24 protein-coding genes and 1 tRNA gene are annotated in these 21,296 nt (G+C 55.6%); 15 read left to right on the top strand and 10 right to left on the bottom strand.

Features of this window, described 5'->3' with window-relative positions; genetic code table 11:
• The first annotated feature begins 353 nt into the window (after positions 1-353).
• Positions 354-587 (top strand): helix-turn-helix domain-containing protein, encoded by a 234-nt coding sequence (locus I2G69_RS05730; protein ID WP_191441771.1) that lies wholly within the window; start codon positions 354-356, stop codon positions 585-587.
• A gap of 425 nt (positions 588-1,012) precedes the next feature.
• Positions 1,013-1,087: transfer RNA gene (locus I2G69_RS05725), tRNA-Arg, on the top strand.
• Between the two features lie 221 nt (positions 1,088-1,308).
• On the opposite strand, the gene ytaF is transcribed toward I2G69_RS05725, so the two are convergent.
• Positions 1,309-1,953, bottom strand: a complete 645-nt coding sequence (gene ytaF / locus I2G69_RS05720) for a sporulation membrane protein YtaF (protein ID WP_243252532.1) — start codon at positions 1,951-1,953, stop codon at positions 1,309-1,311.
• A 252-nt stretch (positions 1,954-2,205) separates the two neighbouring features.
• Between ytaF and I2G69_RS05715 the strand changes: the two genes are divergently transcribed.
• Positions 2,206-2,718, top strand: a complete 513-nt coding sequence (locus I2G69_RS05715; protein WP_087233947.1) for a ferritin — start codon at positions 2,206-2,208, stop codon at positions 2,716-2,718.
• A gap of 82 nt (positions 2,719-2,800) precedes the next feature.
• Here the strand turns inward: I2G69_RS05715 and I2G69_RS05710 are convergent, their stop codons facing one another.
• Positions 2,801-3,589: an HAD family hydrolase gene (locus tag I2G69_RS05710; protein WP_237966672.1), complete on the bottom strand. Its 789-nt coding sequence runs from the start codon at positions 3,587-3,589 to the stop codon at positions 2,801-2,803.
• A 238-nt stretch (positions 3,590-3,827) separates the two neighbouring features.
• Between I2G69_RS05710 and I2G69_RS05705 the strand changes: the two genes are divergently transcribed.
• Together I2G69_RS05705 and tadA are read left to right on the top strand one after the other, a co-directional pair.
• Positions 3,828-4,874, top strand: a complete 1,047-nt coding sequence (locus I2G69_RS05705) for a CPBP family intramembrane glutamic endopeptidase (protein WP_195560392.1) — start codon at positions 3,828-3,830, stop codon at positions 4,872-4,874.
• A gap of 19 nt (positions 4,875-4,893) precedes the next feature.
• Entirely contained in the window at positions 4,894-5,373 is a 480-nt protein-coding gene (gene tadA, locus I2G69_RS05700) for a tRNA adenosine(34) deaminase TadA (protein ID WP_273701014.1), read from the top strand.
• Between the two features lie 174 nt (positions 5,374-5,547).
• Here the strand turns inward: tadA and I2G69_RS05695 are convergent, their stop codons facing one another.
• The 6 genes from I2G69_RS05695 to gpr all read right to left on the bottom strand — a co-directional run bounded on the left by I2G69_RS05695 (position 5,548) and on the right by gpr (position 10,065).
• Positions 5,548-6,339, bottom strand: a complete 792-nt coding sequence (locus tag I2G69_RS05695) for an HAD family hydrolase (protein ID WP_191441760.1) — start codon at positions 6,337-6,339, stop codon at positions 5,548-5,550.
• Positions 6,332-6,550, bottom strand: coding sequence for a helix-turn-helix domain-containing protein (locus I2G69_RS05690; protein ID WP_087233957.1), 219 nt, complete (start codon positions 6,548-6,550; stop codon positions 6,332-6,334). The genes I2G69_RS05695 and I2G69_RS05690 overlap by 8 nt, the downstream gene beginning before the upstream one ends.
• A gap of 231 nt (positions 6,551-6,781) precedes the next feature.
• Positions 6,782-7,594 carry a hypothetical protein gene (locus I2G69_RS14405; protein ID WP_195560391.1) on the bottom strand — a complete coding sequence of 271 codons (813 nt, stop codon included), beginning with the start codon at positions 7,592-7,594 and terminating at the stop codon, positions 6,782-6,784.
• A gap of 216 nt (positions 7,595-7,810) precedes the next feature.
• Positions 7,811-7,981: a hypothetical protein gene (locus tag I2G69_RS05680; protein ID WP_172749687.1), complete on the bottom strand. Its 171-nt coding sequence runs from the start codon at positions 7,979-7,981 to the stop codon at positions 7,811-7,813.
• 24 nt (positions 7,982-8,005) lie between these two features.
• Positions 8,006-9,064: a stage II sporulation protein P gene (gene spoIIP / locus I2G69_RS05675; RefSeq protein WP_237966664.1), complete on the bottom strand. Its 1,059-nt coding sequence runs from the start codon at positions 9,062-9,064 to the stop codon at positions 8,006-8,008.
• A 185-nt stretch (positions 9,065-9,249) separates the two neighbouring features.
• Positions 9,250-10,065, bottom strand: a complete 816-nt coding sequence (gene gpr / locus I2G69_RS05670; RefSeq protein WP_087233963.1) for a GPR endopeptidase — start codon at positions 10,063-10,065, stop codon at positions 9,250-9,252.
• 119 nt (positions 10,066-10,184) lie between these two features.
• On the opposite strand from gpr, the gene rpsT reads away from it, so the two are divergent.
• Positions 10,185-10,448, top strand: a complete 264-nt coding sequence (gene rpsT, locus I2G69_RS05665) for a 30S ribosomal protein S20 (RefSeq protein WP_087233965.1) — start codon at positions 10,185-10,187, stop codon at positions 10,446-10,448.
• 209 nt (positions 10,449-10,657) lie between these two features.
• A complete protein-coding gene (locus I2G69_RS05660) occupies positions 10,658-10,810 on the top strand; it encodes a hypothetical protein (RefSeq protein ID WP_162838196.1) in 153 nt (50 codons plus the stop codon).
• A gap of 224 nt (positions 10,811-11,034) precedes the next feature.
• Here I2G69_RS05660 and spoVAE read toward each other — a convergent pair whose 3' ends face one another.
• Positions 11,035-11,391: a stage V sporulation protein AE gene (spoVAE, locus tag I2G69_RS05655; protein WP_087233967.1), complete on the bottom strand. Its 357-nt coding sequence runs from the start codon at positions 11,389-11,391 to the stop codon at positions 11,035-11,037.
• A 232-nt stretch (positions 11,392-11,623) separates the two neighbouring features.
• On the opposite strand from spoVAE, the gene I2G69_RS05650 reads away from it, so the two are divergent.
• The 7 genes from I2G69_RS05650 to dnaJ all read left to right on the top strand — a co-directional run bounded on the left by I2G69_RS05650 (position 11,624) and on the right by dnaJ (position 20,562).
• A complete protein-coding gene (locus tag I2G69_RS05650; RefSeq protein WP_195560390.1) occupies positions 11,624-12,124 on the top strand; it encodes an immunoglobulin-like domain-containing protein in 501 nt (166 codons plus the stop codon).
• 205 nt (positions 12,125-12,329) lie between these two features.
• Entirely contained in the window at positions 12,330-14,138 is a 1,809-nt protein-coding gene (lepA, locus tag I2G69_RS05645; protein WP_087233971.1) for a translation elongation factor 4, read from the top strand.
• A complete protein-coding gene (gene hemW, locus I2G69_RS05640; RefSeq protein ID WP_087233973.1) occupies positions 14,131-15,249 on the top strand; it encodes a radical SAM family heme chaperone HemW in 1,119 nt (372 codons plus the stop codon). Before lepA ends, hemW begins: the two co-directional genes overlap by 8 nt.
• Before the next feature lie 295 nt (positions 15,250-15,544).
• A complete protein-coding gene (hrcA, locus tag I2G69_RS05635) occupies positions 15,545-16,576 on the top strand; it encodes a heat-inducible transcriptional repressor HrcA (protein WP_195560389.1) in 1,032 nt (343 codons plus the stop codon).
• A 52-nt stretch (positions 16,577-16,628) separates the two neighbouring features.
• Entirely contained in the window at positions 16,629-17,225 is a 597-nt protein-coding gene (grpE, locus tag I2G69_RS05630; protein WP_087233977.1) for a nucleotide exchange factor GrpE, read from the top strand.
• A gap of 78 nt (positions 17,226-17,303) precedes the next feature.
• Positions 17,304-19,151: a molecular chaperone DnaK gene (gene dnaK / locus I2G69_RS05625; protein ID WP_195560388.1), complete on the top strand. Its 1,848-nt coding sequence runs from the start codon at positions 17,304-17,306 to the stop codon at positions 19,149-19,151.
• Between the two features lie 253 nt (positions 19,152-19,404).
• Complete coding sequence (gene dnaJ / locus I2G69_RS05620) at positions 19,405-20,562, top strand: molecular chaperone DnaJ (protein ID WP_191405867.1); 1,158 nt, start codon at positions 19,405-19,407, stop codon at positions 20,560-20,562.
• A 133-nt stretch (positions 20,563-20,695) separates the two neighbouring features.
• On the opposite strand, the gene I2G69_RS05615 is transcribed toward dnaJ, so the two are convergent.
• Positions 20,696-20,932, bottom strand: a complete 237-nt coding sequence (locus I2G69_RS05615; RefSeq protein ID WP_087233983.1) for a helix-turn-helix transcriptional regulator — start codon at positions 20,930-20,932, stop codon at positions 20,696-20,698.
• A 115-nt stretch (positions 20,933-21,047) separates the two neighbouring features.
• On the opposite strand from I2G69_RS05615, the gene I2G69_RS05610 reads away from it, so the two are divergent.
• Positions 21,048-21,251, top strand: coding sequence for a helix-turn-helix domain-containing protein (locus I2G69_RS05610; protein ID WP_087233985.1), 204 nt, complete (start codon positions 21,048-21,050; stop codon positions 21,249-21,251).
• Positions 21,252-21,296 lie beyond the last annotated feature (45 nt).

Raw genomic sequence — 21,296 nt, 5'->3', positions numbered from 1 at the left:
CAACTACCCCCTCACGTAGTCATTATCCTACATGAGGGGGCCTTTTGTCCATTGTCCGTTTTTAACGGTTCGGTTCACGATTTCGGGAAGGGGCTTTTGTCTGTCCAGTGGGTTTTTATGGTGCGGGCAGATTTTGCCAACGTAGGTGCTTTTTAGTTGAGCGCTTGATAGCAAAGAATGCAGGGGATTGCAAGGAAATAAATGGCTTGCCACAACAGAAGCCACATGCGAACACTTCCTTTTTCGATGGTTTTCTTCATTTTACTGCATAACGCGGTATCCGTCAATACTGCAATTTGCGGTAAGAACGAATAAATAAACAGGACTGCGTTATTCTGGTGTTAGGTGATCGCATGTACCAACGTATCAGAGATTTACGGGAAGACAAGGACCTGACACAGGCAGAAATGGCGCAGATTTTATATTGCTCGCAGCAGGTTTACAGCAATTATGAGCTCGGGCAGAGGGACATTCCCACAAAGGTTCTCATCAGCCTGGCGAAATATCATCATACAACGACGGACTATCTTTTGGGGCTGACGAATTATCGCGGGATTCCCAAAGAGTATACAGAGAAGACGGAGTAAGGAGCCAAGCCACATTTGTGTCTTGCCGGGAAATAGGGTTTCTTGCCAAAAGAAAGTAAGCAACATGGAACGGTTTCCAGAGTGGGACGCCAAAACCGAAGGGCTTTAGCTGGGGCTAAAGTCCTTTTCTTTTTTAGGCTGGCAACGGGAGCATTCTATGGAGAAAGACGTCCGGTTGGAGCAGCGTCCCATGGAGATCTCCCGTTCAGCGTATTCCCAGGGGTGGAGGGAGGCGTGTTTCTTTTTGGTAACACGATGGAAGAAATCCGCGTATCCGTCGGGAAGGAACCGGATCAAAGGAAGCCGTTGACCAGCTTGGCGGGAGGGGCCATAGGTGGTAAAGAAATCGTGAGGCAGCCTGGAGACGAAATGGAAATATTGACAAGTTTTCGGGAAGCCCCTATAATATAGAAACAGATGCATAAGCCTCCATAGTTAAATGGATATAACGAGCCCCTCCTAAGGGCTAATTGTAGGTTCGATTCCTACTGGGGGTGCCATCCGGCCAGGGCCTGGAGCCAATTCGCGCTCCAGGCTTTTGTTTTGCCGAAAACTTCGTATCCGCGCCGAACAGATCGATTTTTACTGCCCCTTCCAAAAGGCCGCACAGTGCATGCACTGCGCGGCTTTTTTAGGTTTTACGAATGGAAAAGAGGTCCCGCCTTGTAGGAAACCCTTTCGAGAGAAGGGTTCGTCGATCGAAAGGGCGGACGCAGCTGGCCTATGTAAGCTTTAAAAAGGCCAGTACTATCAGGAGAAGGCCGCTGACCCACGAGAGGTCCAGAGGAATTTTTTCCGCAACCTTGTTGCCGGTCAAGCTCCCTGCGCATACGGCGATGACATTCGCCACTAAGGAGAAAAGAACCGCGCGGAGGGGGGCGGCCTCCGAGAGGGCCGCGCCAAACCCGACCGCTAAACCATCCAGGGAGAGCGCGATGGCCAGGGGTGCGGCTTCCGCGGCGGAAAGGCTTTTGGAACAATCGCTGTCCGCGTTCTCTGGGTTGGCGTACACATCCAGGATAAAGCGCAGATGCATGGCCGAGAAGGAAATCTTTTTGTGGATTCCCTGTGAGCGGCGGATCAACGATTTGATGGCGCTGTCGCACAGTTTGGCGATGCCGAGCAGAAACAGGATGGAAAAACAGAGCACCCCGGCCAGATGCTCCGGCATGAACGGACGCACCAGAGAACCAAGAAACAACGAAACACCCAGGATGGCGCTGCAAATCCCACTGATGACCGCAACGGAGCGGAAGGGAATTTTGATTTGATTGGTCCCATAGGCAAAGCTGGCGACAAAGGCGTCCACCGAGAGCGCGGTGACGAGCACGAGCGGCTCAAGGATTGCAAATACCGGATTGTCCAAGCAATCACCGCCTTCAGGCTTTTTCTCCATTCTATTCCAAAGGGGAAAAAACGTGATAGGAGGCTTCCCGCGTTGCGCGCAACCGTTTCCTGGTGAAGCTGAGAGCGGAGAACCGCTGGGGCCTCCCAGAGAAAAGCCAGGCAGAGAAATCGCTGGGACCCGGACCGGCCACTCCGCTCCCAAAATTCGGCGGGATTCTGCCTTGCAGAGGGATTTATGTTGTACTATAATAGCGGTGGAGGTGATTGGTTTATGTTGAATGAAAAAGTAAAGGACCTATTAAACCAACAGATCAATAAAGAGTTTTATTCGGCCTACCTGTATCTGGCGTTTTCTAATTATTTTGCGGACCGGAACTTGGATGGGTTTGCAAATTGGTACCAGGTTCAGGCGCAGGAAGAGCGCGACCATGCCATGCTGTTCTTGCAGTATGTGAAGAACAACAGCGAGAAGGTTACGCTGGAAGCCATTGAATGCCCGGAGCAGGATTTTGATAAGGATATGACCGTGCTTGAAAAAGGATTGCAGCACGAGCGGTATGTCACTGGTTTGATCAACGCCATCTACGACGCGGCCTACTCGGTCAAGGATTTCCGGACCATGCAGTTCCTCGACTGGTTTGTCAAGGAGCAGGGCGAGGAAGAGAAGAACGCGGAAGACCTCCTGAAAAAGATGGAGCTCTTTGGCAGTGATCCAAAATCCCTGTATTTGTTAGATCAGGAGTTGGCGGCGCGCACCTATGCAGCGCCTTCGTTGGTCCTTTAATGTGCAAGAAAGCCCCTGGAATCCAGGGGCTTCTTTTTGTCATGGGAAAAAGCGGCTATCCCTACCGGACAGCCGCTTTCTGTTAGATGAGATGCAATTCTTTCAGCGCTGTAGCAATACCTTCCTGTTGGACCGTCCCTGTGACCATGCGGGACACCTGCCCCAGCTTGGGGGTATGCCGGCCCATAGCGATGCCGGTCCCGACGGCGCGGAACATTTCATAGTCGTTGTCCGCGTCCCCGAATGCATAGGCATTTTCTTTTGGAATTTGGAAATGCTCCAGGACCTTCTGAACGCCCAGTCCCTTTGAGACGCCGCGCTGTCCGACGTCGCAGGCTTGGTTGCCAGGCTGGTCGGTGATGTCGTACCGGTCGCCAAAGTCGCGCATAAAGCGGTCGCGCTTGTCCATCCGGTCGTAGGTGACCATCAGCTTGTTGATGCGCAGGCCCTCCAGCGATTGCAGGGGGAGGAAGCGGTCGATGGGGAACGCATATTTTTGCATCATCCCCTGGAAATACTCCTCGGAGAGATCCCGGCAATAGCAATAGTCGGGTTCTTCTAGGACGGAGTTGATCCCCGCCGCATCGAGGTATGCCACGAGGGTGCGCAGCGCCTCCGGCGCAAGGACCTGGTTGTGGATCACTGTCCCATTTGCTTCGGACCGCGCGCCGTTTGCCGTGATGTAACAGTCAAACAGGAGCAGGCTGGGGAGCACATAACATTTCGAACGGCCGGTGGCGAGCACGGTGAGAATGTTTCGTTCACGTAAACGCACGATGGCCTCTTTTGTCTTTTCAGTGGGGGCAATGATGCCGGACGGCCCATCGATCAATGTCCCGTCCGCATCAAAAAATACAGCGCCCTGGTACATGGGAATCAACTACCTTTCCTCCATGTGGTTCTGTGGGGGCCGGTTAAAAACGGCCGTTCCGATTGTACCATCGAATGGCGAGCCGGGTCAAGGCCGCCTTCTGTTCCTGAAACAGGCGCGGTATATTTGCCCTGATGAAAAGAATTGGAACCGGCCCGCGTCTTGCGGGATAGCTCCGAGTGTGCTATAATACGTTTTATTTAAACATAGGCTGTATTGTTAAAAAGGGGGGCTGAAATTGGCCAATTACGATCATCCATATGTACCGCAACAAAATCCCATGTACACGCCCTATCCGCAGGTTGGGATGGACCCGTTTTATGAGCAGAGGCGTGAGGAGAAACACCGGCTGGGAAAAACAGCCAGCGGCTTGAGCTGGATGCTGCTGTTGGTGGTTTTGCTGATGGCGGCGCTGCCGTCCGTGGAGACCAGCTTCCTGCGCATGATCGGATACCGTTGGCAAGGGGAATTGCAGTTTAGCGGGTATACGCCCCTGCTGTATTATCTGGTCAATGGGGTGACGTATCTTTTGGCGTTTGCACTGCCGCCCCTCCTGTATATGGCCGTCAAACGGCTGCCGCTGCAGCAGGTGCTGCCATTCCAAAAGACACGGTTCAGCACGGCGCTGGCGTGCGTCTTTTTGGGGATGGGCGTGTGTATGCTGGCCAACTTCCCGGCTAACTGGATGATGGACTTCCTGGAATGGGCGGGCTACAACGGCACCGTGCCGGACTCCCCGCTCACGGGTGAACCGTCCATCCAGGCGCTGTATGTTATTTCGTTGGCAGTAATCCCGGCGCTGGTGGAAGAGCTGGTGTTTCGCGGTGCCGTTCTGCATGGACTGCGCCGGTTCGGGGATGGGTTTGCCATTGTTGGTTCCGCGTTCCTGTTCGGTATGTTCCACGGGAATCTGGTCCAGCTGCCGTTCGCCTTTTTCTGTGGACTGGCGTTGGCCTTTGTGGTTGTCAAGACCGGAAACCTCTGGGTGTCTGTTGCCATCCATTTCCTGAACAACGGCCTTTCGGCTGCCATTACACTGCTGCAATGGTACCAGGGCGACGTACTGGCAAACGCCGTGTACATGATCGCCTTTTCCGCCTGGGTGCTTTTGGGGATTGCCTCGGTTGTATTCCTGGCCCTGCGCAGAAAGGGGTTCTTTCACCTGCACAAGCCCAATAGCCTTCTGACAGCCGGGCAAAAGTTTATCAAGCTGATCGTCAATCCGGGCGGGCTGGTGCTGTTCGGCTATTGCGTGTTGTCCTGTGTGATGATGATGTATTTATAACCCTGAAGGAGGGCTTGTTCTGGAAAACAGGGATGAAGCGTTTATGCGCGAGGCGTTGGAGCTCGCACGGGAGGCTGCCGCGGAGGGGGAGGTTCCCGTGGGCGCGGTGGTGGTCTATCAAGACCGTGTGATTGCACGGGGGAGAAACCGGCGGGAGGCTGGCAAAAATGCGCTTTGCCATGCGGAACTGGAGGCCATCGACGGCGCATGCCGCGCCTTGGGGGGCTGGCGGCTGTGGCAATGTACGCTTTATGTGACCTTGGAACCCTGCCCCATGTGCGCTGGGGCGATCATCAATGCGCGCATCCCCCGGCTGGTGTTCGGCGCCAGGGACCGGAAGGCCGGTTCGTGCGGGTCGGTTGTCAACCTGTTTGCGCTTCCGTACAACCATGCGCCGGGGGTGACCAGCGGCGTGCTGGAGGAGGAATGCGCGGGGGTGCTGACCGCCTTTTTCAAAGAATTGCGCGCCCGGCGCCAAAAAGGTGCGCAGGGGAAATAAACAACATAAAAGGGCGCCAAAAACGCAGCTACAAGCGTTTTTGGCGCCCTTTTTGTGTGGGTGTCTGAAAAGTGTGTGGGAAGCCCTGCTGTAGCAGGGCTTCCATGGCCTGTGCAACCCCCGGAAAGGTTTAAGAGGCCCGTTTTGTTTCCTGAGGTTCAAACAAAGGGATGATCAAAGTAAATCGTAGTGTTCAAAAGCCTTGTAAAGGCCGTCGTCGAGGATGTCCGCGGTGACGTAATCCGCGACCTCCTTCAGCTCGTCTACAGCGTTCCCCATCGCGATGGAATGCCCGACCACCTTCATCATGGTGATGTCGTTGTATCCGTCGCCGATCGCATAAGCGTCCTCCGGGGCGATGCCCGCCTGCTGCAGGAACATCTTGACCCCGCGGGATTTATCCTTGCCCTTGAAGGAGAGGTCTGCCGCCAGACTGCCCGGGTGCTTGTTGAGCACCATCGGTTCCTGAAAGGCGGGCTTGCACTGCTCATAGTGCGCATCGTCCCGGAATACAAAGTCGATGATGCTGGCATGGACGTCCTCCGGTTCCCACTCGGTTTGCAGGTATCCGGGCATGCCGTAGCTCTCGTTCAGCGGTTCGATCTGCTCCGGTGGGACATGGCGGGCCCATCCCCGGCTGTTCCCAACAAAATTGTACCAGCATCCATACTGGTCGAAATACTGCATAAATTCCCGAACCTCGGTGGGGGAAAAGAATTCTTCGAAGACGGTTTTCCCATCCACAACAACGTGCGCCCCGTTCATGGCAACATAATTTGAGAAGATCCCTGGGAAATATTTATGAATAAACCGCTCCGGCCTTCCAGAAGAAATGGCGACAATGTGCCCGTTTTGCTTTAATTGTTCAAGCGCCTTCCATGTGCTAGGTTGAACAAAAAAGTGCCGCTCATTCTTTGAGGAGAGCAGGGTGCCGTCAATATCAAAGAAGATTGCCTTCCTACTCATATGCCCCTCCTTTTTGATCGCTTAATCCCAGAATATAATCGGTTGAAACGTGGTAATATGTAGCAAGCTTGAGGACCGCCCAGACCGGGATTTCCCGGATGCCTTTTTCGTAACGGCGATAGACCTCCCGTTTACAGCTCAACACGTCCGCAATCTCCTGCTGTGTCTTGTCGTGGTCGATCCGCAAGTCTTCGATGCGTTGGAAAAACATGGTTCCACCTCTTTACTCTATGCTACTATTTTGTAGTACCAAAAACACGAAAATGCAACCAAACGGTGGCTAAATGAACATAGAATTAAACTGGAATAATTAGCGGAGTTGTGTGAAATGTAAAATTGCATTTTAAAATTCTATCCAGAATTTATAGAAAAATGATTGGTATAGCGATGTTTTTATAGAAAAAACAGGCCCCCACGCCAATCATAGGGGCCTGCAAACGGTTTAATATTTTAAATTGCGATAATATTTATCATTCAATAAATGCTTTTTACGGCGTTTCGGCCTGCGGTAACGCTTGCGCCCGCTTCCGCCGCGCGGCGGCCTACGGTTGCTCAAGATGACAATCACCACGACAATCACGCCCAGGCCGATGCAGACCCACGCAATGATGCCAATCCAATTGAGCGTCCGGTTGGAAGTTGGGGCCATGCTGGAAGAGGGGAGCAGGCTGCTGTCGTCCGGCACGCTGACGGAGGGAAGAGAGATAGAGCTGGAGGATTCCTCCGGCTCGGAAGGAGTCTCTGACGAGGATTCCTCCTCTTCTTCCTCTTCGGGATCTTCACGGGAAGTGGTAGGACGACGGTTTTGATTGGTGGTAGACGGCGTCTGCGAAGGCTGCTGCGTATCCGTATTCTCGGAGTTCTGTGCCGGCTGCGCCGGTGGCTCCGAAGAAGGGGTCGTCGCCGGCGGCTCCGTAACGGGCGGCGTTGTCTGCTCGGGCGTGGATGGCTCCGTGGGGGTGGTAGGCGTCTCCGAGGAAGGTGTGGTGGGGTCCGGGGTGGGTTCTACGGCCGGCGCAGTGGGATCTTCTGTTGGCACAGTGGGGTCTACGGTGGGGGTAGTGGGGTCGGTAACTGGTGTTGCAGGGTCGGTAGCAGGCGGTTCAGATACCGGCGTGCGGCCGATGACCTGCTGCTGCGTATTGGTTGACGGATCGACAGGTGTTTCGGTCGCAAACGAAACGGTCCCAAACGTGGAAACCATGCCAAACAGTATCGTAAAAACGAGCAAAAAAGCCCTGTTATGTTTTTTCAAATTTGAAACCTCCTGAGATAACCAGCAGGGCGCGGCGGCATAAGGCCGCAGGGTCCCACCGTGGGAATGGACGGCGAATCTCTTCGAATGGGGGATTTTGCCGGATCGCGTGCATCCGACACGTTACAAGTTATTATAGCATATTTCGAACAGAAAGCAACCAAACCAACCCCGGCGAAGCCGCGCCCAGAGGTGAATTTTTTATGAACAATCCGGTTAGAGGTGCAAATCCCATCCGGTCAGCGCATGGATCAAGGTCTGATCGTCGCCGAATCCGGTTTGACGGGAGTAGTAGTCCACTTCTAAGATACCGATCGCCAGGACCAACACACAGAGCGTTGTGTAAAACGATACGGCAAAGATGCGCGCGTTTGTATTCCGTTTCATGATACGTCCTATCCTTTCAAAGGCTTATGTGAGTTGTTCCAGGGTTTCCGCCAGCGCTTTCCCAAAGAGCTGGCCGGAGTATTTGACCTCCTCCAAGGTGTTGACCTCCGTGCCGAACTCGACCAGCAGGGAGCCCTTTGTCATGTGCTCGTTGTATTTTTTGGGGCAAAAACTGAGCGGCCGCGCCAGACCGGGATAGAGGTCAGAGAGGCTTTTTTGGATGCGGACGCCGAGGCGGAGGTTGTATTCCCAGTTTGGAAACCCCAGGGTGCCGTCGTCGTCGCAGCCAGAGATAATCATGACCTGGGCGGCTTTTTTCCCATTGATCAGGGCGGTCGGCTTGATGCGCATGCCGTCCTGCGTGCCCATGGCGTCGCGGTGGACGTCCAAGGTGACCTGGATGTCGGGATATTTCTCCAGATTGCGTTGGATGGTTTCGCCGGAGCGGTCATAAGAGCCATTGTAGCTGGGGTAGTCGTGGCAGGTGGTGTCGTGTACCACGCCGAACCCGGCGGCTTCGAGCTGCTTTTTGATTTCCTCCCCGACCGCCACCACGTTTTGGGAATTGTCCTGTGTGCGGGAGGAACCGGCAAACGCTTCCGTGGTGTGCGTGTGGTAGATCAAAATCTGTTTGGTGCCGTCCTTTTTCATTTTGACCGCCGGTTGCTTGGCCAATTCCGCAGCAATGTCGATATCGTGGTATTGGTTTGTGTTTTTGACCCACATATTCTCATACTGTATGCCGGAATTGCTGATGCTCATCTCCCGGACTGTCCCGGTGACCGTTTCGCTGACGGTCCCCGACGACGCGGAGGAGGAGACCGGCTTGCTGGACGAGCTGGCGGCAGGTTTGCTGGAGGAGCTCGGCGCCTGTGAGGAGGATTCCGGAGCGCTGGCGGCAACGTCTTCGGAGAGCTCTGTGCGAAATGCTTCCGCCGCGCCGCCCGGAAGGATGAACCCCGCCGCTGCGAGCGCCGCATCGCCTGCGTGCAGTTCCGGCAGGCGGGCAGCCGTACAGAACACCGCTACAGCGGCGAGCACCGCAGAGCAAAACATCAGTCCATATTGTCGCCAATTTCTCATATTTTGCATTCCCCCGCCATTCAACCGATTTGCCACAGCTTTTGAAGCGTAAAACCATAGCCGTGCTTCTTAATGTGTATGCAGGGCCATGGGAATCCAGACCTTGCGGGGGATGCTTTGAAAAAATGTCAAATGCAAAGGGAAGGGACAGACGAGCCCTATGGCCGAAAGGCGGTTTTTCCCGCTCAGCTTGCGAGGATGGAAAACTCCTCTACGGAAAGGGTGGGGTTGAGCGCGGTGTTGATCGCCATGGCGACCATGCGGGCGGCGCGGGTGATGAGCAGGTCGATTTCCCGCGGGGTGACGACCATGCTTGCGCCGCGCGGCGAAACCTTGTCTTTGGGGGCGGCGCGTCCCAATAGGTCGGCGGCGAGCGTGCCTGCGTCCACGACGGTCGGGACGCCGATCCCGATGACCGGCACGCCCAATGTCTCACGGCTGAGCTGCGGCCGGGCGTTGTTGACGCCGGAGCCGGGGGAAATCCCCCCGGTGCTCAGCTGGATGGTGCACCCCAAGCGCCCCAGGCTGCGCGCGGCGAGGGCGTCCACCGCGATCACCGCGGAGGGCCGGAATTCCCGCGCCAATGCGGTCAGGAGTTCCCTGGTTTCTACGCCGGTGCATCCCAACACGCCGGTGCTGACCACCGCCACCGGGCGCAGGCCGTCCAATCCGGTGATGCGTGCGATTTCCCCGTGGATGTGCCGCGTTGCCAATACCTGCTCGGCGGTCTGTGGGCCCAGGGCGTCCGGGGTGATCGCCCGGTTCCCGAGGCCCGCCACGAGCACCAGCCCCGTTTCCGGGAGCAGGGCGCTAAGCTCATCCCGCAGCTGGTGCAGCAGCTCGTCCCCGCTGTCGATGTGGTCGGAAATGGCCGGGACTTCCAACGTGATGTAGTCCGCTCCGTTTTCCCGGATGCGCGTGATGGTGCAGTTTTTCCGTTTCTCAACGCGCTGGCTCGTTGGCTCCGTGTATTCCAACGCAAGGTCGGTGCGGTATTCCATATACATTTCTCCTTTTTTTAATTTTCGGTAGCCGTGCAGGTTTTTGAGAAAAAGCTTGATTTTTTAGAACCTTGATGGTAGAATAAAAACTACATGACAGCACCAAAGGAGGTGGAACCATGCCGAATATTAAATCTGCTAAGAAGCGCGTGAAGGTGACTGCTACAAAGACGCTTATCAATAAAGCATTCAACTCCAGCCTGAAGACGGAGATCAAGAAGGCGAACCATGCGGTGGAGACCGGTGCGGAGAACAAGGCGGAGGCCGTCCGTGTTGCGGTGAAGAAGATCGATCAGGCGGCTGCAAAGGGCATCCTGCATAAGAACGCTGCCGCGAGAAAGAAGTCCGCTCTCGTCCGCAAGCTGAATGCTGCACAGGCATAAGTCGAATAGGCGAGGAAAAGCTGAAAGCAGAGCATATGCTCTGCTTTTTCTCATTTTTACGGGAAATCATTTCCAAAAGCAATTTCATTTGACTTTTTGTAGGAAAACGGTTATCATATAGATAACAATTTGGTTGTATCAACAAGTCCCTCGCTGCGGTGGAACCCCTCGTCCCGCCGGGCTTGTATTTACAAATGGAGGTGCTCATATTGAAAAAAGGAAATAATTTTGCTGTTTTTATCACGATCGTTTCTGCTCTTGCGGCTGTAGCTGCTGCGGCTGTGGCCGTCGTCCTCTTTTTTGAAAAAAAGCGCAAGGACGAAGAGGAGCTTGAGCACTATCTGGATTGCTCGATTCAATAAGGGACGGGCTATCCATTCCTGGCTTCATTGGGAAAGGATACGGGCAGGTAGATTACCTGCCCGTTTTATTTTTGCGCTTTTTCCGGAATTCCCGCCAACGCTCGATGTCGCGGCGCGTCTTTTCATAGATGTGTTTCATCAGCTTGTAAAGCAGCATGCCGATCACGCGCCCCTGCAGGATGCGCAGGCCGCGGTAGGCAAACTTCCCGTATCGGACGTACCGGTTAGCTCTTATCTCCGGGTTTTGAAAATATGGCGGCTAAATAGCCGAAGAACACCGCCGCGGCAATCCCTGCGGCGCCCGCTGTTACGCCGCCGGTGAACACTCCCAGAAGCCCCTGCTCCTGGATGGCCTCCCGCGTCCCTTTCGCCATATTATAGCCAAATCCCGTCAATGGGACGGTTGCGCCCGCGCCTGCGAATTCCACCAGCGGTTCGTAAATGCCGAGCGCGCCCAACACCACGCCCAATGTGACAAATAAAACCAGGATGCGGGCTGGCGTCAGTTTGGTGTAATCGATCAACAGCTGTCCGACGACGCAAATCGCTCCGCCGACGACAAATGCCCAAACGTATTCCATATGTTTCACCTCATGGTTAGTATGAGGAAAGGGCTGCCATTTTATACAGTTTGGAAGGAGGATTGCGGCCCGGCAAAAGGAGGAAGGGAAATGGGCTGGTTTGCAGGCCGGGCACACGTTTGCGGACAAAACGAATTCGCGGTTGGTTTTCCATAAAGTGGTAGGCTTCGGTGGAAAATTTGAAAAAATTCTTTTCCCCGGGCGGTATTCTGAATAGAAGGAGGGATACCAAATGAAAAGAATACTCTGTGCAATAGCATGGTTGGGGATCTGTGCGGCGCTTGTGGGCTGTACAACAAGCGCCATCGAAGGACCGGAGACGGTTTCCCACCATGTGGACCCGTCTTCCTCCGTGTCGGACCCGGCGTCTTCCGAGGACCCTGGCGCATACGACGGGGAATTTTCCATCTCCGTTGGGGAAGACGCGCTTCCAATTGCCCCGGAGGAGATCGTCATTCAGATTCACAACGGAACGGACGAGGAATTCAGCTATGGGGAAGCGTATTGGCTGGAGCGCCTCTCCGACAGCGGCAAATGGGAGATGCTCGAATATCTCCCGGATACGGCGTGGCACGACATCGGGATCCTCGCGGCCCCGCACTCCCAGAGCGAGCACCGCATCCACCCGGTCAATTATTATGGGAAGGAAGCACTCACGCAAGGCCACTACCGTTATGGGAATACGTTTAATGGGGAGACGTACTATGCGGAGTTTGATCTTGGGGAGGTTTGAGGGGGAACGTTCCCGTTTGTTTTACAAATAATCGGTTTCGATCTGCCCTAAAAGGATAGAAACACCGGCTTTCCGGCAACATCGGTTTATAAGTCTGGAAGAGGAATCCATTCTGTGGTATAATACATTATTATGGCCGATTTTATAGCTTTCTCCACAGGGTTAGGCTGTATGGAACTTTTTGAGATAAGAGACGGTGATTCATTTGGCAATACCACGCGAACGGATCCGGAATTTCAGCATCATTGCCCACATTGACCACGGCAAGAGCACGCTGGCGGACCGCATATTGGAACAGACGAAATCGGTCGCGCTGCGCGACATGGAAGACCAGATCCTGGACGACATGGACCTGGAGCGCGAGCGCGGCATTACCATCAAGGCCCATGCGGTGACATTGGTCTATCACGCGAAGGACGATCAAGATTATGTGTTCAACCTGATCGACACGCCCGGCCACGTGGACTTTAACTATGAAGTATCGCGCTCGCTCGCCGCATGTGAGGGCGCGGTGCTGGTGGTGGACGCCTCCCAGGGCATCGAGGCGCAGACATTGGCCAACACGTATTTGGCCGTGGACGCAGGGTTGGAGATCGTGCCGGTCATCAACAAGATCGACCTGCCGAGCGCCCAGCCGGAGCATGTGCGGCAGGAGATTGAGGACGTGATCGGCATCCCGGCGGACGAGGCCCCCTGCATTTCCGCCAAGATGGGCATCAACATCGACGCGGTGATGGAGCAGATCGTCAAGCAGGTGCCGCCGCCGGAGGGCGATGAGGACGCCCCCCTGCGTGCGCTGATTTTTGATTCCTACTACGACGCCTATAAGGGCGTCATCGCCCATGTGCGCATCAAGGACGGGACCGTCCATCCGGGCGATACGATCCGGATGATGAGCGTGGGGAGCGAATTTACCGTGGTGGAATGCGGCTATATGCGCGCCACCAGCTTCGAGCCGATGGACTGCCTGCGGGCGGGCGAGGTCGGTTATATCGCGGCGTCGATCAAGGCGGTCCGCGAAGCGCGGGTCGGCGATACGATCACGCGCGTGGACAACCCCGCGAAGGAGCCGCTGCCGGGCTACCGCGCGGTACAGCCCATGGTGTTCTGCGGCATCTACCCCGCGGACGGCGCGAAATACCCGGACCTGCGGGACGCGCTGGAGAAATTGCAGCTCAACGATGCGGCACTCTCCTTTGAGCCGGAGACCTCCGTCGCATTGGGCTTCGGTTTCCGCTGCGGCTTCCTGGGGCTTTTGCATATGGAGATCATCCAGGAGCGCCTGGAGCGCGAATACAATTTGGACATCGTCACAACCGCGCCGAGCGTCGTCTACCATATCACGAAGACCGACGGCGAGATGATCGCCATCGACAACCCGACCAACTATCCCGACCCGTCGCTGATCGCGCAGGCCGAAGAACCCATTACGAACGCCCATATCTACACCCCAAAGGAATATGTGGGCAATATTATGGACCTTTGCCAGGAGCGCCGCGGCGTATTTAAGGATATGAATTACATCGACACGGACCGCGTCGATATCCATTATGAGCTGCCGCTCAATGAGATCATCTACGACTTTTTCGATGCGCTGAAATCGCGCACCCGCGGTTATGCCAGCTTCGATTATGAGCTGGCGGGCTACCAGAAGAGCAACCTGGTCAAGCTGGACATCATGCTCAACGGTGAGGTCGTGGACGCGCTCTCGTTTATCATCCACGCGGACAAGGCGTACCCGCGTGCCCGCAAGATGGCGGAAAAGCTGCGCGAGAAGATCCCGCGCCAGCTCTTCGAGGTGCCGATCCAGGCGTGCGTGGGCGGCCGGATCATCGCGCGCGAAACCGTCAAAGCGCTGCGCAAGGATGTTCTGGCGAAGTGCTACGGCGGCGACATCACCCGAAAGAAGAAGCTGCTGGAAAAGCAGAAGGAAGGCAAGAAGCGCATGCGCCAGCTGGGCACGGTCGAGGTGCCGCAGGAGGCGTTTATGAGCGTGCTGAAGCTGGATGAATAAGATCGGTTTATACCTGCATGTGCCGTTTTGCGAGAAAAAGTGCCCCTATTGCGATTTCTATTCCGTCCATGCCTCGGAGGATTCCCTTAATTTATATACAGATTGTATGATTGATAGATTAAAATACAATTCGGATAAAACCAAACGCCCGGCGGATACCCTGTACTTTGGCGGAGGGACGCCCGGGCTGTTGGGCGGCGAACGGGTGGCGCGCCTCATCGGGCAGGCGATGGCCTGCTTTGGACTGGATGGGGCGGAGATCACCGCGGAAGTCAACCCCGGCGTGGATTTAACGGGCTTTTTGCAGGGGTTCCGGGCAGCGGGCGGCAACCGCCTGTCCATCGGGATGCAGTCGGCGGACGACCGGGAGTTGGAACGCTTGGGCCGCCGCCATACGGTGGCGCAGGCGGCCGAAGCGGTGGCGGCGGCGCGCAAAGCGGGGATCGAAAACATCTCGCTCGATTTGATGCTCGGCATCGAAGGGCAGACGGTGGAAAGCGCCCGGCGTTCCGCAGCGTTTTGCGCGGAACTGGGGGTGCCGCATGTGTCCGCCTATCTGTTGAAGATCGAACCGCGCACGGCCTTTTACCAGCGCAGGGAGCAGCTGCAATTGCCGGACGAGGACGAGACCTGTTCCCTCTACGAAGCAGCCTGCGAGGAATTGGAGCGGCACGGCCTGATGCAGTATGAGATTTCCAACTTTGCCCGGCCGGGCTTTGAGAGCCGGCACAATTTGAAGTATTGGCACTGCGAGGAATATCTCGGTCTTGGCCCGGCCGCGCATTCCTTTTTGAACGGGAAGCGCTTCTATGAGGCGCGCGACCTGCGCGCGTTTTTGGCAGGGCAAGCGCCGGAGGAGGACGCCGACCCGGAGATTCCCGCCGGTGGGCCGGAGGAATATGCGATGTTGGCACTCCGGTTGGCAGAGGGCTTACAGGAGGCGCGCTACCGGGACCGCTTTGGCGAGCCCATTCCGGAGCGATGGAAACGTGCGGCGCAGCGGTATGCCCGCGTTGGCCTGACGGAGTGTTGGCCGGAGGGTTTCCGGTTTACCCGGAAGGGGTTTTTGGTTTCCAACGCACTTTTGGCGGAGATTTTATACGAAACGTAATAAGTGAAAAATAATATACAAAAGGTTGTGTAGATTTGGCGGTTTGGCCGGTCTGTGCGGCCTTTTTTCTATTTATTAGCATGGCGGTGGGCGCGAGGACCGGTTCAGGGAAGGGAAACCTTGTTGCCATATTCGTCCTTTTGGCAAATTGCTAAGTTTCTCTATTGCAGATTCATAATTAATTTACATTTATCTTATTGACAACCGGGCAAAGTAATGATAAATTAATAACTAGAGTTAGCACTCGATATAAAAGAGTGCTAAACTCCGAATCCAAATAAGAGAGGTGGGAAGGTTGGAACTCAGCGAACGCAAGAAAAAAATTCTGGCGGCGGTCGTCGAATTGTATGTCGCCACCGGCGAGCCGGTCGGCTCGAAGGCGCTTTGTGACAACCTCGACTTTGCAGTCTCTTCCGCCACCGTGCGCAATGAAATGAGCGATTTGGCGGAGATGGGGCTTCTGGACCAGCCGCACACATCGGCGGGCAGGGTTCCCACCCAAATGGGGTACCGGGTGTACATCGATTCATTGATGAAGAAAAAGCCCGTGACCCGTGAAGAAAAGCGCTATCTGGACAGCCAGCTGCTCTCCAGCGCCTATGATCCGGAAAAATTGCTGGACGGCGTTTCCCGTGTGCTGGCCGCTGCCACCCGGTTTGCGGCGGTATCCACAACGCCGAGCGGCCGCGGGGCAAATATCCGCGCGATCCAATTCGTGCAGACCAGCCGCCGCACCGCGATGGTCATCTTGATGACCTCCGCCGGGACCATGAAGACGCGCGTGTTCCACTGCGACTTTGACCTGTCGCAGGAGATCTTGCGGGTGTTCTTCCGGGTGTTCAACGAGAAATTGGCAGGGATGCCGGTTTCGGAAGTGACGCCCGCTTTTATCCAGAACATGGCGGCCTCCATGGGGGAGATGGCGATCCTGATGTCGTCCGCGTTTATGGCGGTACTCGACGTGGCGCGGGATTCCATGCAGGCGGAAATCTGCATGGAAGGGCAGACGAACCTGCTCTTCTATCCAGAGCTCTCGCTGACCGCGCGCCGGATGATGGATTTCCTGGCGCATGCGGACGAGTTGAACCGCTTGTTGGAGCAGCGCAGCAAAAACGTGAAGGTGCTCATCGGCGACGAGACGGGCCGCCCGGAACTCAAGGATTCCAGCGTGGTGATTTCCCGCTACACCGTCGGCGGCAAGGACGCCGGCGCGTTGGCGATCATCGGCCCGATGCGCATGAATTACGCGAAGGTGATCGCCCATATGGAATATCTTTCCGACGCGGTTGGGAAGATGCTCACCGAATTGATGGACTATGACTTTTAGTGTTTGATAGAGCGCAAATGGCGCAATTTAAAACGAAGGAGGGTCCGGACAGTTGAATACGGAGGAAAAGAATCCGCAGACAGAAGCCGGAACAGACCCGCAGACCGACGCGGAGCCGGAGGCTTCCCAGGAAACGGAAAAGGCCGAAAAAAAGGATAAAGGAGGCTTTGGCGGGAAAAAGGCCAAGGCAGAGAAAGAAGCGATGCAGAAAAAGCTTGAAGAAGCAGAAGAGGCACTGAAAAAACAGAAAGACCAGTTCCTGCGCACCGCAGCGGAGTATGACAACTACCGCAAGCGCACGGAGCGCGAGAAAGCAGCGATTTATTCCGATGCGACAGCGGCCGCTGTGCTGGAGTTCCTGCCGGTGGCAGACAATCTGGAGCGCGCGCTGGAGCAGCAGGAGTGCAGTGTCGAAGACCTGCGCAAGGGCGTGGAAATGGTCCAGGCGCAGCTGAAAAAAGCGCTGGAAAAGCTGGGCGTGTCCGAGATGGGCGCCGCAGGGGAGGCGTTCAACCCGGAACTGCACAACGCCGTATCCCATATTGACGACGAAAACGCAGCCGAAAACGTGGTTGCGCAGGTTTATCAAAAGGGATACAAGATCGGCGACAAAGTCGTCCGGCATGCAACGGTGGTCGTTGCAAACTAACCGTCCACTGTCCCGCAATCCCCTTTCTAATATATAGATTCAACTGAAAAAACAGAATGAAAACTGGAGGTATAGATTATGAGCAAGACAATTGGTATTGACCTTGGTACAACGAATTCCTGTGTAGCCGTGATTGAAGGCGGCGAGCCGGTTGTAATTCCAAACGCAGAAGGCGCGCGCACAACGCCGTCCGTGGTCGCGTTCTCCAAGACCGGCGAGCGTATGGTGGGCCAGGTGGCAAAGCGCCAGGCCATCACCAACCCGGACCGCACCATTTCTTCCATCAAGAGAGAGATGGGTTCCAATTATAAAGTAACGATTGACGATAAGAGCTACACCCCGCAGGAGATTTCCGCAATGATCCTGCAAAAGCTGAAGGCGGACGCAGAAGCCTATCTGGGCGAAACCGTCAGCTCCGCTGTTATCACCGTCCCGGCATACTTCACCGACGCACAGCGCCAGGCGACCAAGGACGCCGGCAAGATCGCGGGCCTGGATGTAAAGCGTATCATCAACGAGCCGACGGCCGCGGCTCTGTCCTATGGCATCGACAAGGGCGAAGAGCAGAAGATCATGGTGTATGACCTCGGCGGCGGTACGTTCGATGTCTCCATCATCGAGATGGGCGACGGCGTGCAGGAAGTGCTTGCAACCGCTGGCAACAACCGCTTGGGCGGCGACGACTTCGATAAGCGCATCATCGATTGGATGGTTGCCTCCTTCAAGCAGGAGAACGGCATCGACCTCTCCGGCGACAAGATGGCCATGCAGAGACTGAAGGAAGCCGCAGAAAAGGCAAAGATCGAGCTGTCCGGCATGACGTCCAGCCAGATCAACCTGCCGTTCATCACGGCGGACGCCACCGGCCCGAAGCACCTCGACATGACCCTGACCCGCGCAAAGTTCAACGAGCTGACCGCAGACCTCGTCGAAAAGACCATCGGCCCGGTCCGCCAGGCCATGCAGGACGCTGGCTTGCAGTTCAGCCAGATCAGCAAGGTCCTGCTCGTCGGCGGTTCTTCCAGAATCCCGGCTGTCCAGGAAGAAGTCAAGAAGTTGACCGGCAAGGAGCCCTTCAAGGGCATCAACCCGGATGAATGCGTCGCCATCGGCGCGGCATTGCAGGCCGGTGTGCTCGGCGGCGAGGTCGAAGGCCTGCTGCTGCTGGACGTTACGCCGCTGTCCCTGGGCGTTGAAACCATGGGCGGCGTGATGACCAAGGTCATCGAGCGCAACACCACCATCCCGACCAAGAAGAGCCAGATCTTCTCCACGGCTGCGGACGGCCAGACGCAGGTAGAGGTCAACGTCCTGCAGGGCGAACGTGAATTTGCCCGCGACAACAAGCAGCTCGGCCTGTTCAAGCTGGACGGCATCGCACCCGCACCGCGCGGCATCCCCCAGATCGAGGTTACGTTCGATATCGATGCGAACGGCATCGTGAACGTCTCCGCAAAGGACCTTGCAACCGGCAAGGAACAGCACATCACGATTTCCTCCAGCTCCAACATGAGCAAGGAAGACATCGACAAGGCCGTCAAGGACGCAGAGAAGTATGCGGCCGAGGATAAGAAGCGCCGTGAAGAGGTCGATACGAAGAACGAGGCGGAGAACCTCTGCTACTCGGTCGAAAAGCTCATCAAGGACAGCGGCGACAAGATGGACGCTTCCGATAAGACCGACCTGGAGGCAAAGTCCAATTCTTTGAAGCAGGCGATCTCCGGCAGCGATACGGCGGCCATCAAGAGCCAGATGGAGGATTTGCAGAAGGCGCTGTATGCGGTATCCGAGAAGCTGTATAAGGCAGCAGCTCCGCAGGGCGGCCAGCCGGCCGGCGGCGCAGGCGCACCGGCGCAGGATGCAAACGGCAACCCGGTCTATGACGCCGAGTACAAGGACGTAGACGACAACAACAATAACAAATAAAAATCGGGGCGCCGTGCGGCGGCACGGCGTTCTGTGCGAGGTGGAGGCTGTTGTGGGTACGGGATGTACCTGCAACAGCTTTAGCCCGTAAAATGGCGCATCTCGATTTTTTATAAAGTGATTTACAACAGGCGAAAAACCTGATAGGATAGAGGACGCGGCATTGCCGCGCAGAAATTGAGAGTTGGCGCAAAGCAGGGGCGGCGGTAGGGCTTGTTCCCGGTTGCGATGCGCTTTTGTAGGAGTGATTGGTGTGGCCGATAAAAGGGATTTTTATGAAGTGATGGGTGTGCCGAAGAACGCCACCGAAGACGAAATTAAAAAAGCCTACCGCAAATTGGCGAAAAAGTACCACCCGGACCTCAACCCGGGGGACAAAGAGGCGGAGGCAAAGTTTAAGGAAGTCAACGAGGCGTACGAGGTGCTCTCGGATAAAGATAAAAGGGCCCGGTACGACCAGTTCGGCCATGCCGGGGTGGACCCCAACTTTGGTGGCGGCGCAGGCGGCGGAAGCCCCTTCACCGGCGACATCGACCTGGGGGACATTTTCAACAGCTTCTTCGGCGGCTTTGGCGGCGGCGGTACGCGCCGTGCCAATCCAAACGCGCCGCGCCGCGGCAGCGATACGGAGGGCGTTGTCAACATCAGCTTTGAAGAGGCGGCTAAGGGTTGCCGGAAGACGATTTCCTTTAATAAGATTGAAACGTGCCCGGACTGCGGCGGTTCGGGGGCCGCGAAAGGGACCAGCCCATCCACGTGTTCACAGTGCGGCGGCACCGGCCAGGTGCGCATTAACCAGCGCACGCCGTTTGGCATGGTGCAGACCGCCCGCACGTGCGACCGCTGTGGTGGTTCCGGCCGTGTGATCGATTCGCCGTGCCATACGTGCAACGGCAGCGGCCGTGTGCGCAAGCAAAAGACCATCGAGATCAACATCCCCGCGGGCGTGGACAACGACCAGATGCTCAACGTTTCCGGCCAGGGCAACGCGGGTGCGAACGGCGGGCCCAGCGGCGACCTGCACGTCTATGTCAACGTGCGGCCGCACCCGATCTTTGAGCGCCGCGGCGACGACGTTTGGTGCGAGATGCCGATCACCTTCTCGCAGGCAGCGCTCGGCGCAGAAGTCACGGTGCCGACCATCGACGGCCGCGTGAGCTACCAGGTGCGCGAGGGCACCCAGCCGGGGGATGTGTTCAAGCTCAAGGGCAAGGGCATCCCGCATATCAACGGCAGGGGCCGCGGCGACCAGTACGTCCGGATGACGATTGAGGTCCCGAAGAACCTCTCCCAGAAGCAGAAGCAGCTTTTGCAGGAGTTCGACAGCTGCGCCGAGGAAAAAAATTACCAGAAGCGCAAGGGGTTCTTCGATAAGATCAAAGAGATGTTCGACGAGAAAAAACAATCTTAAAAAAGCGGGACAGGGTGCAAAGATCCTGTCCCGCTTTTGCTGTGTGAAAAAATTGACATAATATGCGGCGGAATGGCCGCTATATGTGCTGAAACGGCGCAAGGAGGGCGGATTCTCCCCAAAAGGCCCCGCATCAAGCATCCTCGCTTGGTGCAGGGCCTTCGCCATCTTCCTGGTCGCGCCCAACCAAGGTATCCAGGGAGACGTTGTAGATTTTGCTAAGCAACAGGAGCCTGGAAAGGGGCGGTTCGGTTTTCCCTGTTTCATAATATGTATAGGTGGAACGTTTAATCCCAAGGATACGGGCAAGTTCCGTCTGTTTCCAGTGGTGTTGTTCGCGCAGTTGACGGAGGGAATCTTTTAATTCCATAATATGTGGCCTCCTCAAATATAGACTAATACATTATATAATGTGTTAGTCTATATGTAAACGGATATTATCCACTAATATCTAATAAAAAAATTAGATATTGGAGAGATAATATATGATTAAATTAAACGCTTTAGAATTGCTTGAGAAAAGTGGACATACTCGTTATTGGCTTTATAAACAGTTGGGCATGAGTTATCAGAATTTTAATAGGATGATTAATAATCAGACCAAATCGATTCAATACCAAAATATTGAGGCGCTTTGCCAATTGTTGGAGTGTACTCCGAACGATCTATTTGTTTTTGTAGATGACTAAATTGTTCTTCTAAAAGAAAGTTGTTTTTTGCCAGCAAACGAAAGG

The sequence above is a fragment of the Anaeromassilibacillus sp. D41t1_190614_C2 genome (genome assembly GCF_015558525.1).
GTDB classification, from domain to species: domain Bacteria; phylum Bacillota; class Clostridia; order Oscillospirales; family Acutalibacteraceae; genus Anaeromassilibacillus; species Anaeromassilibacillus stercoravium.
Note: the sequence above shows the minus strand (reverse complement) of the source record. Positions and strands in the feature narration are given on the sequence as shown.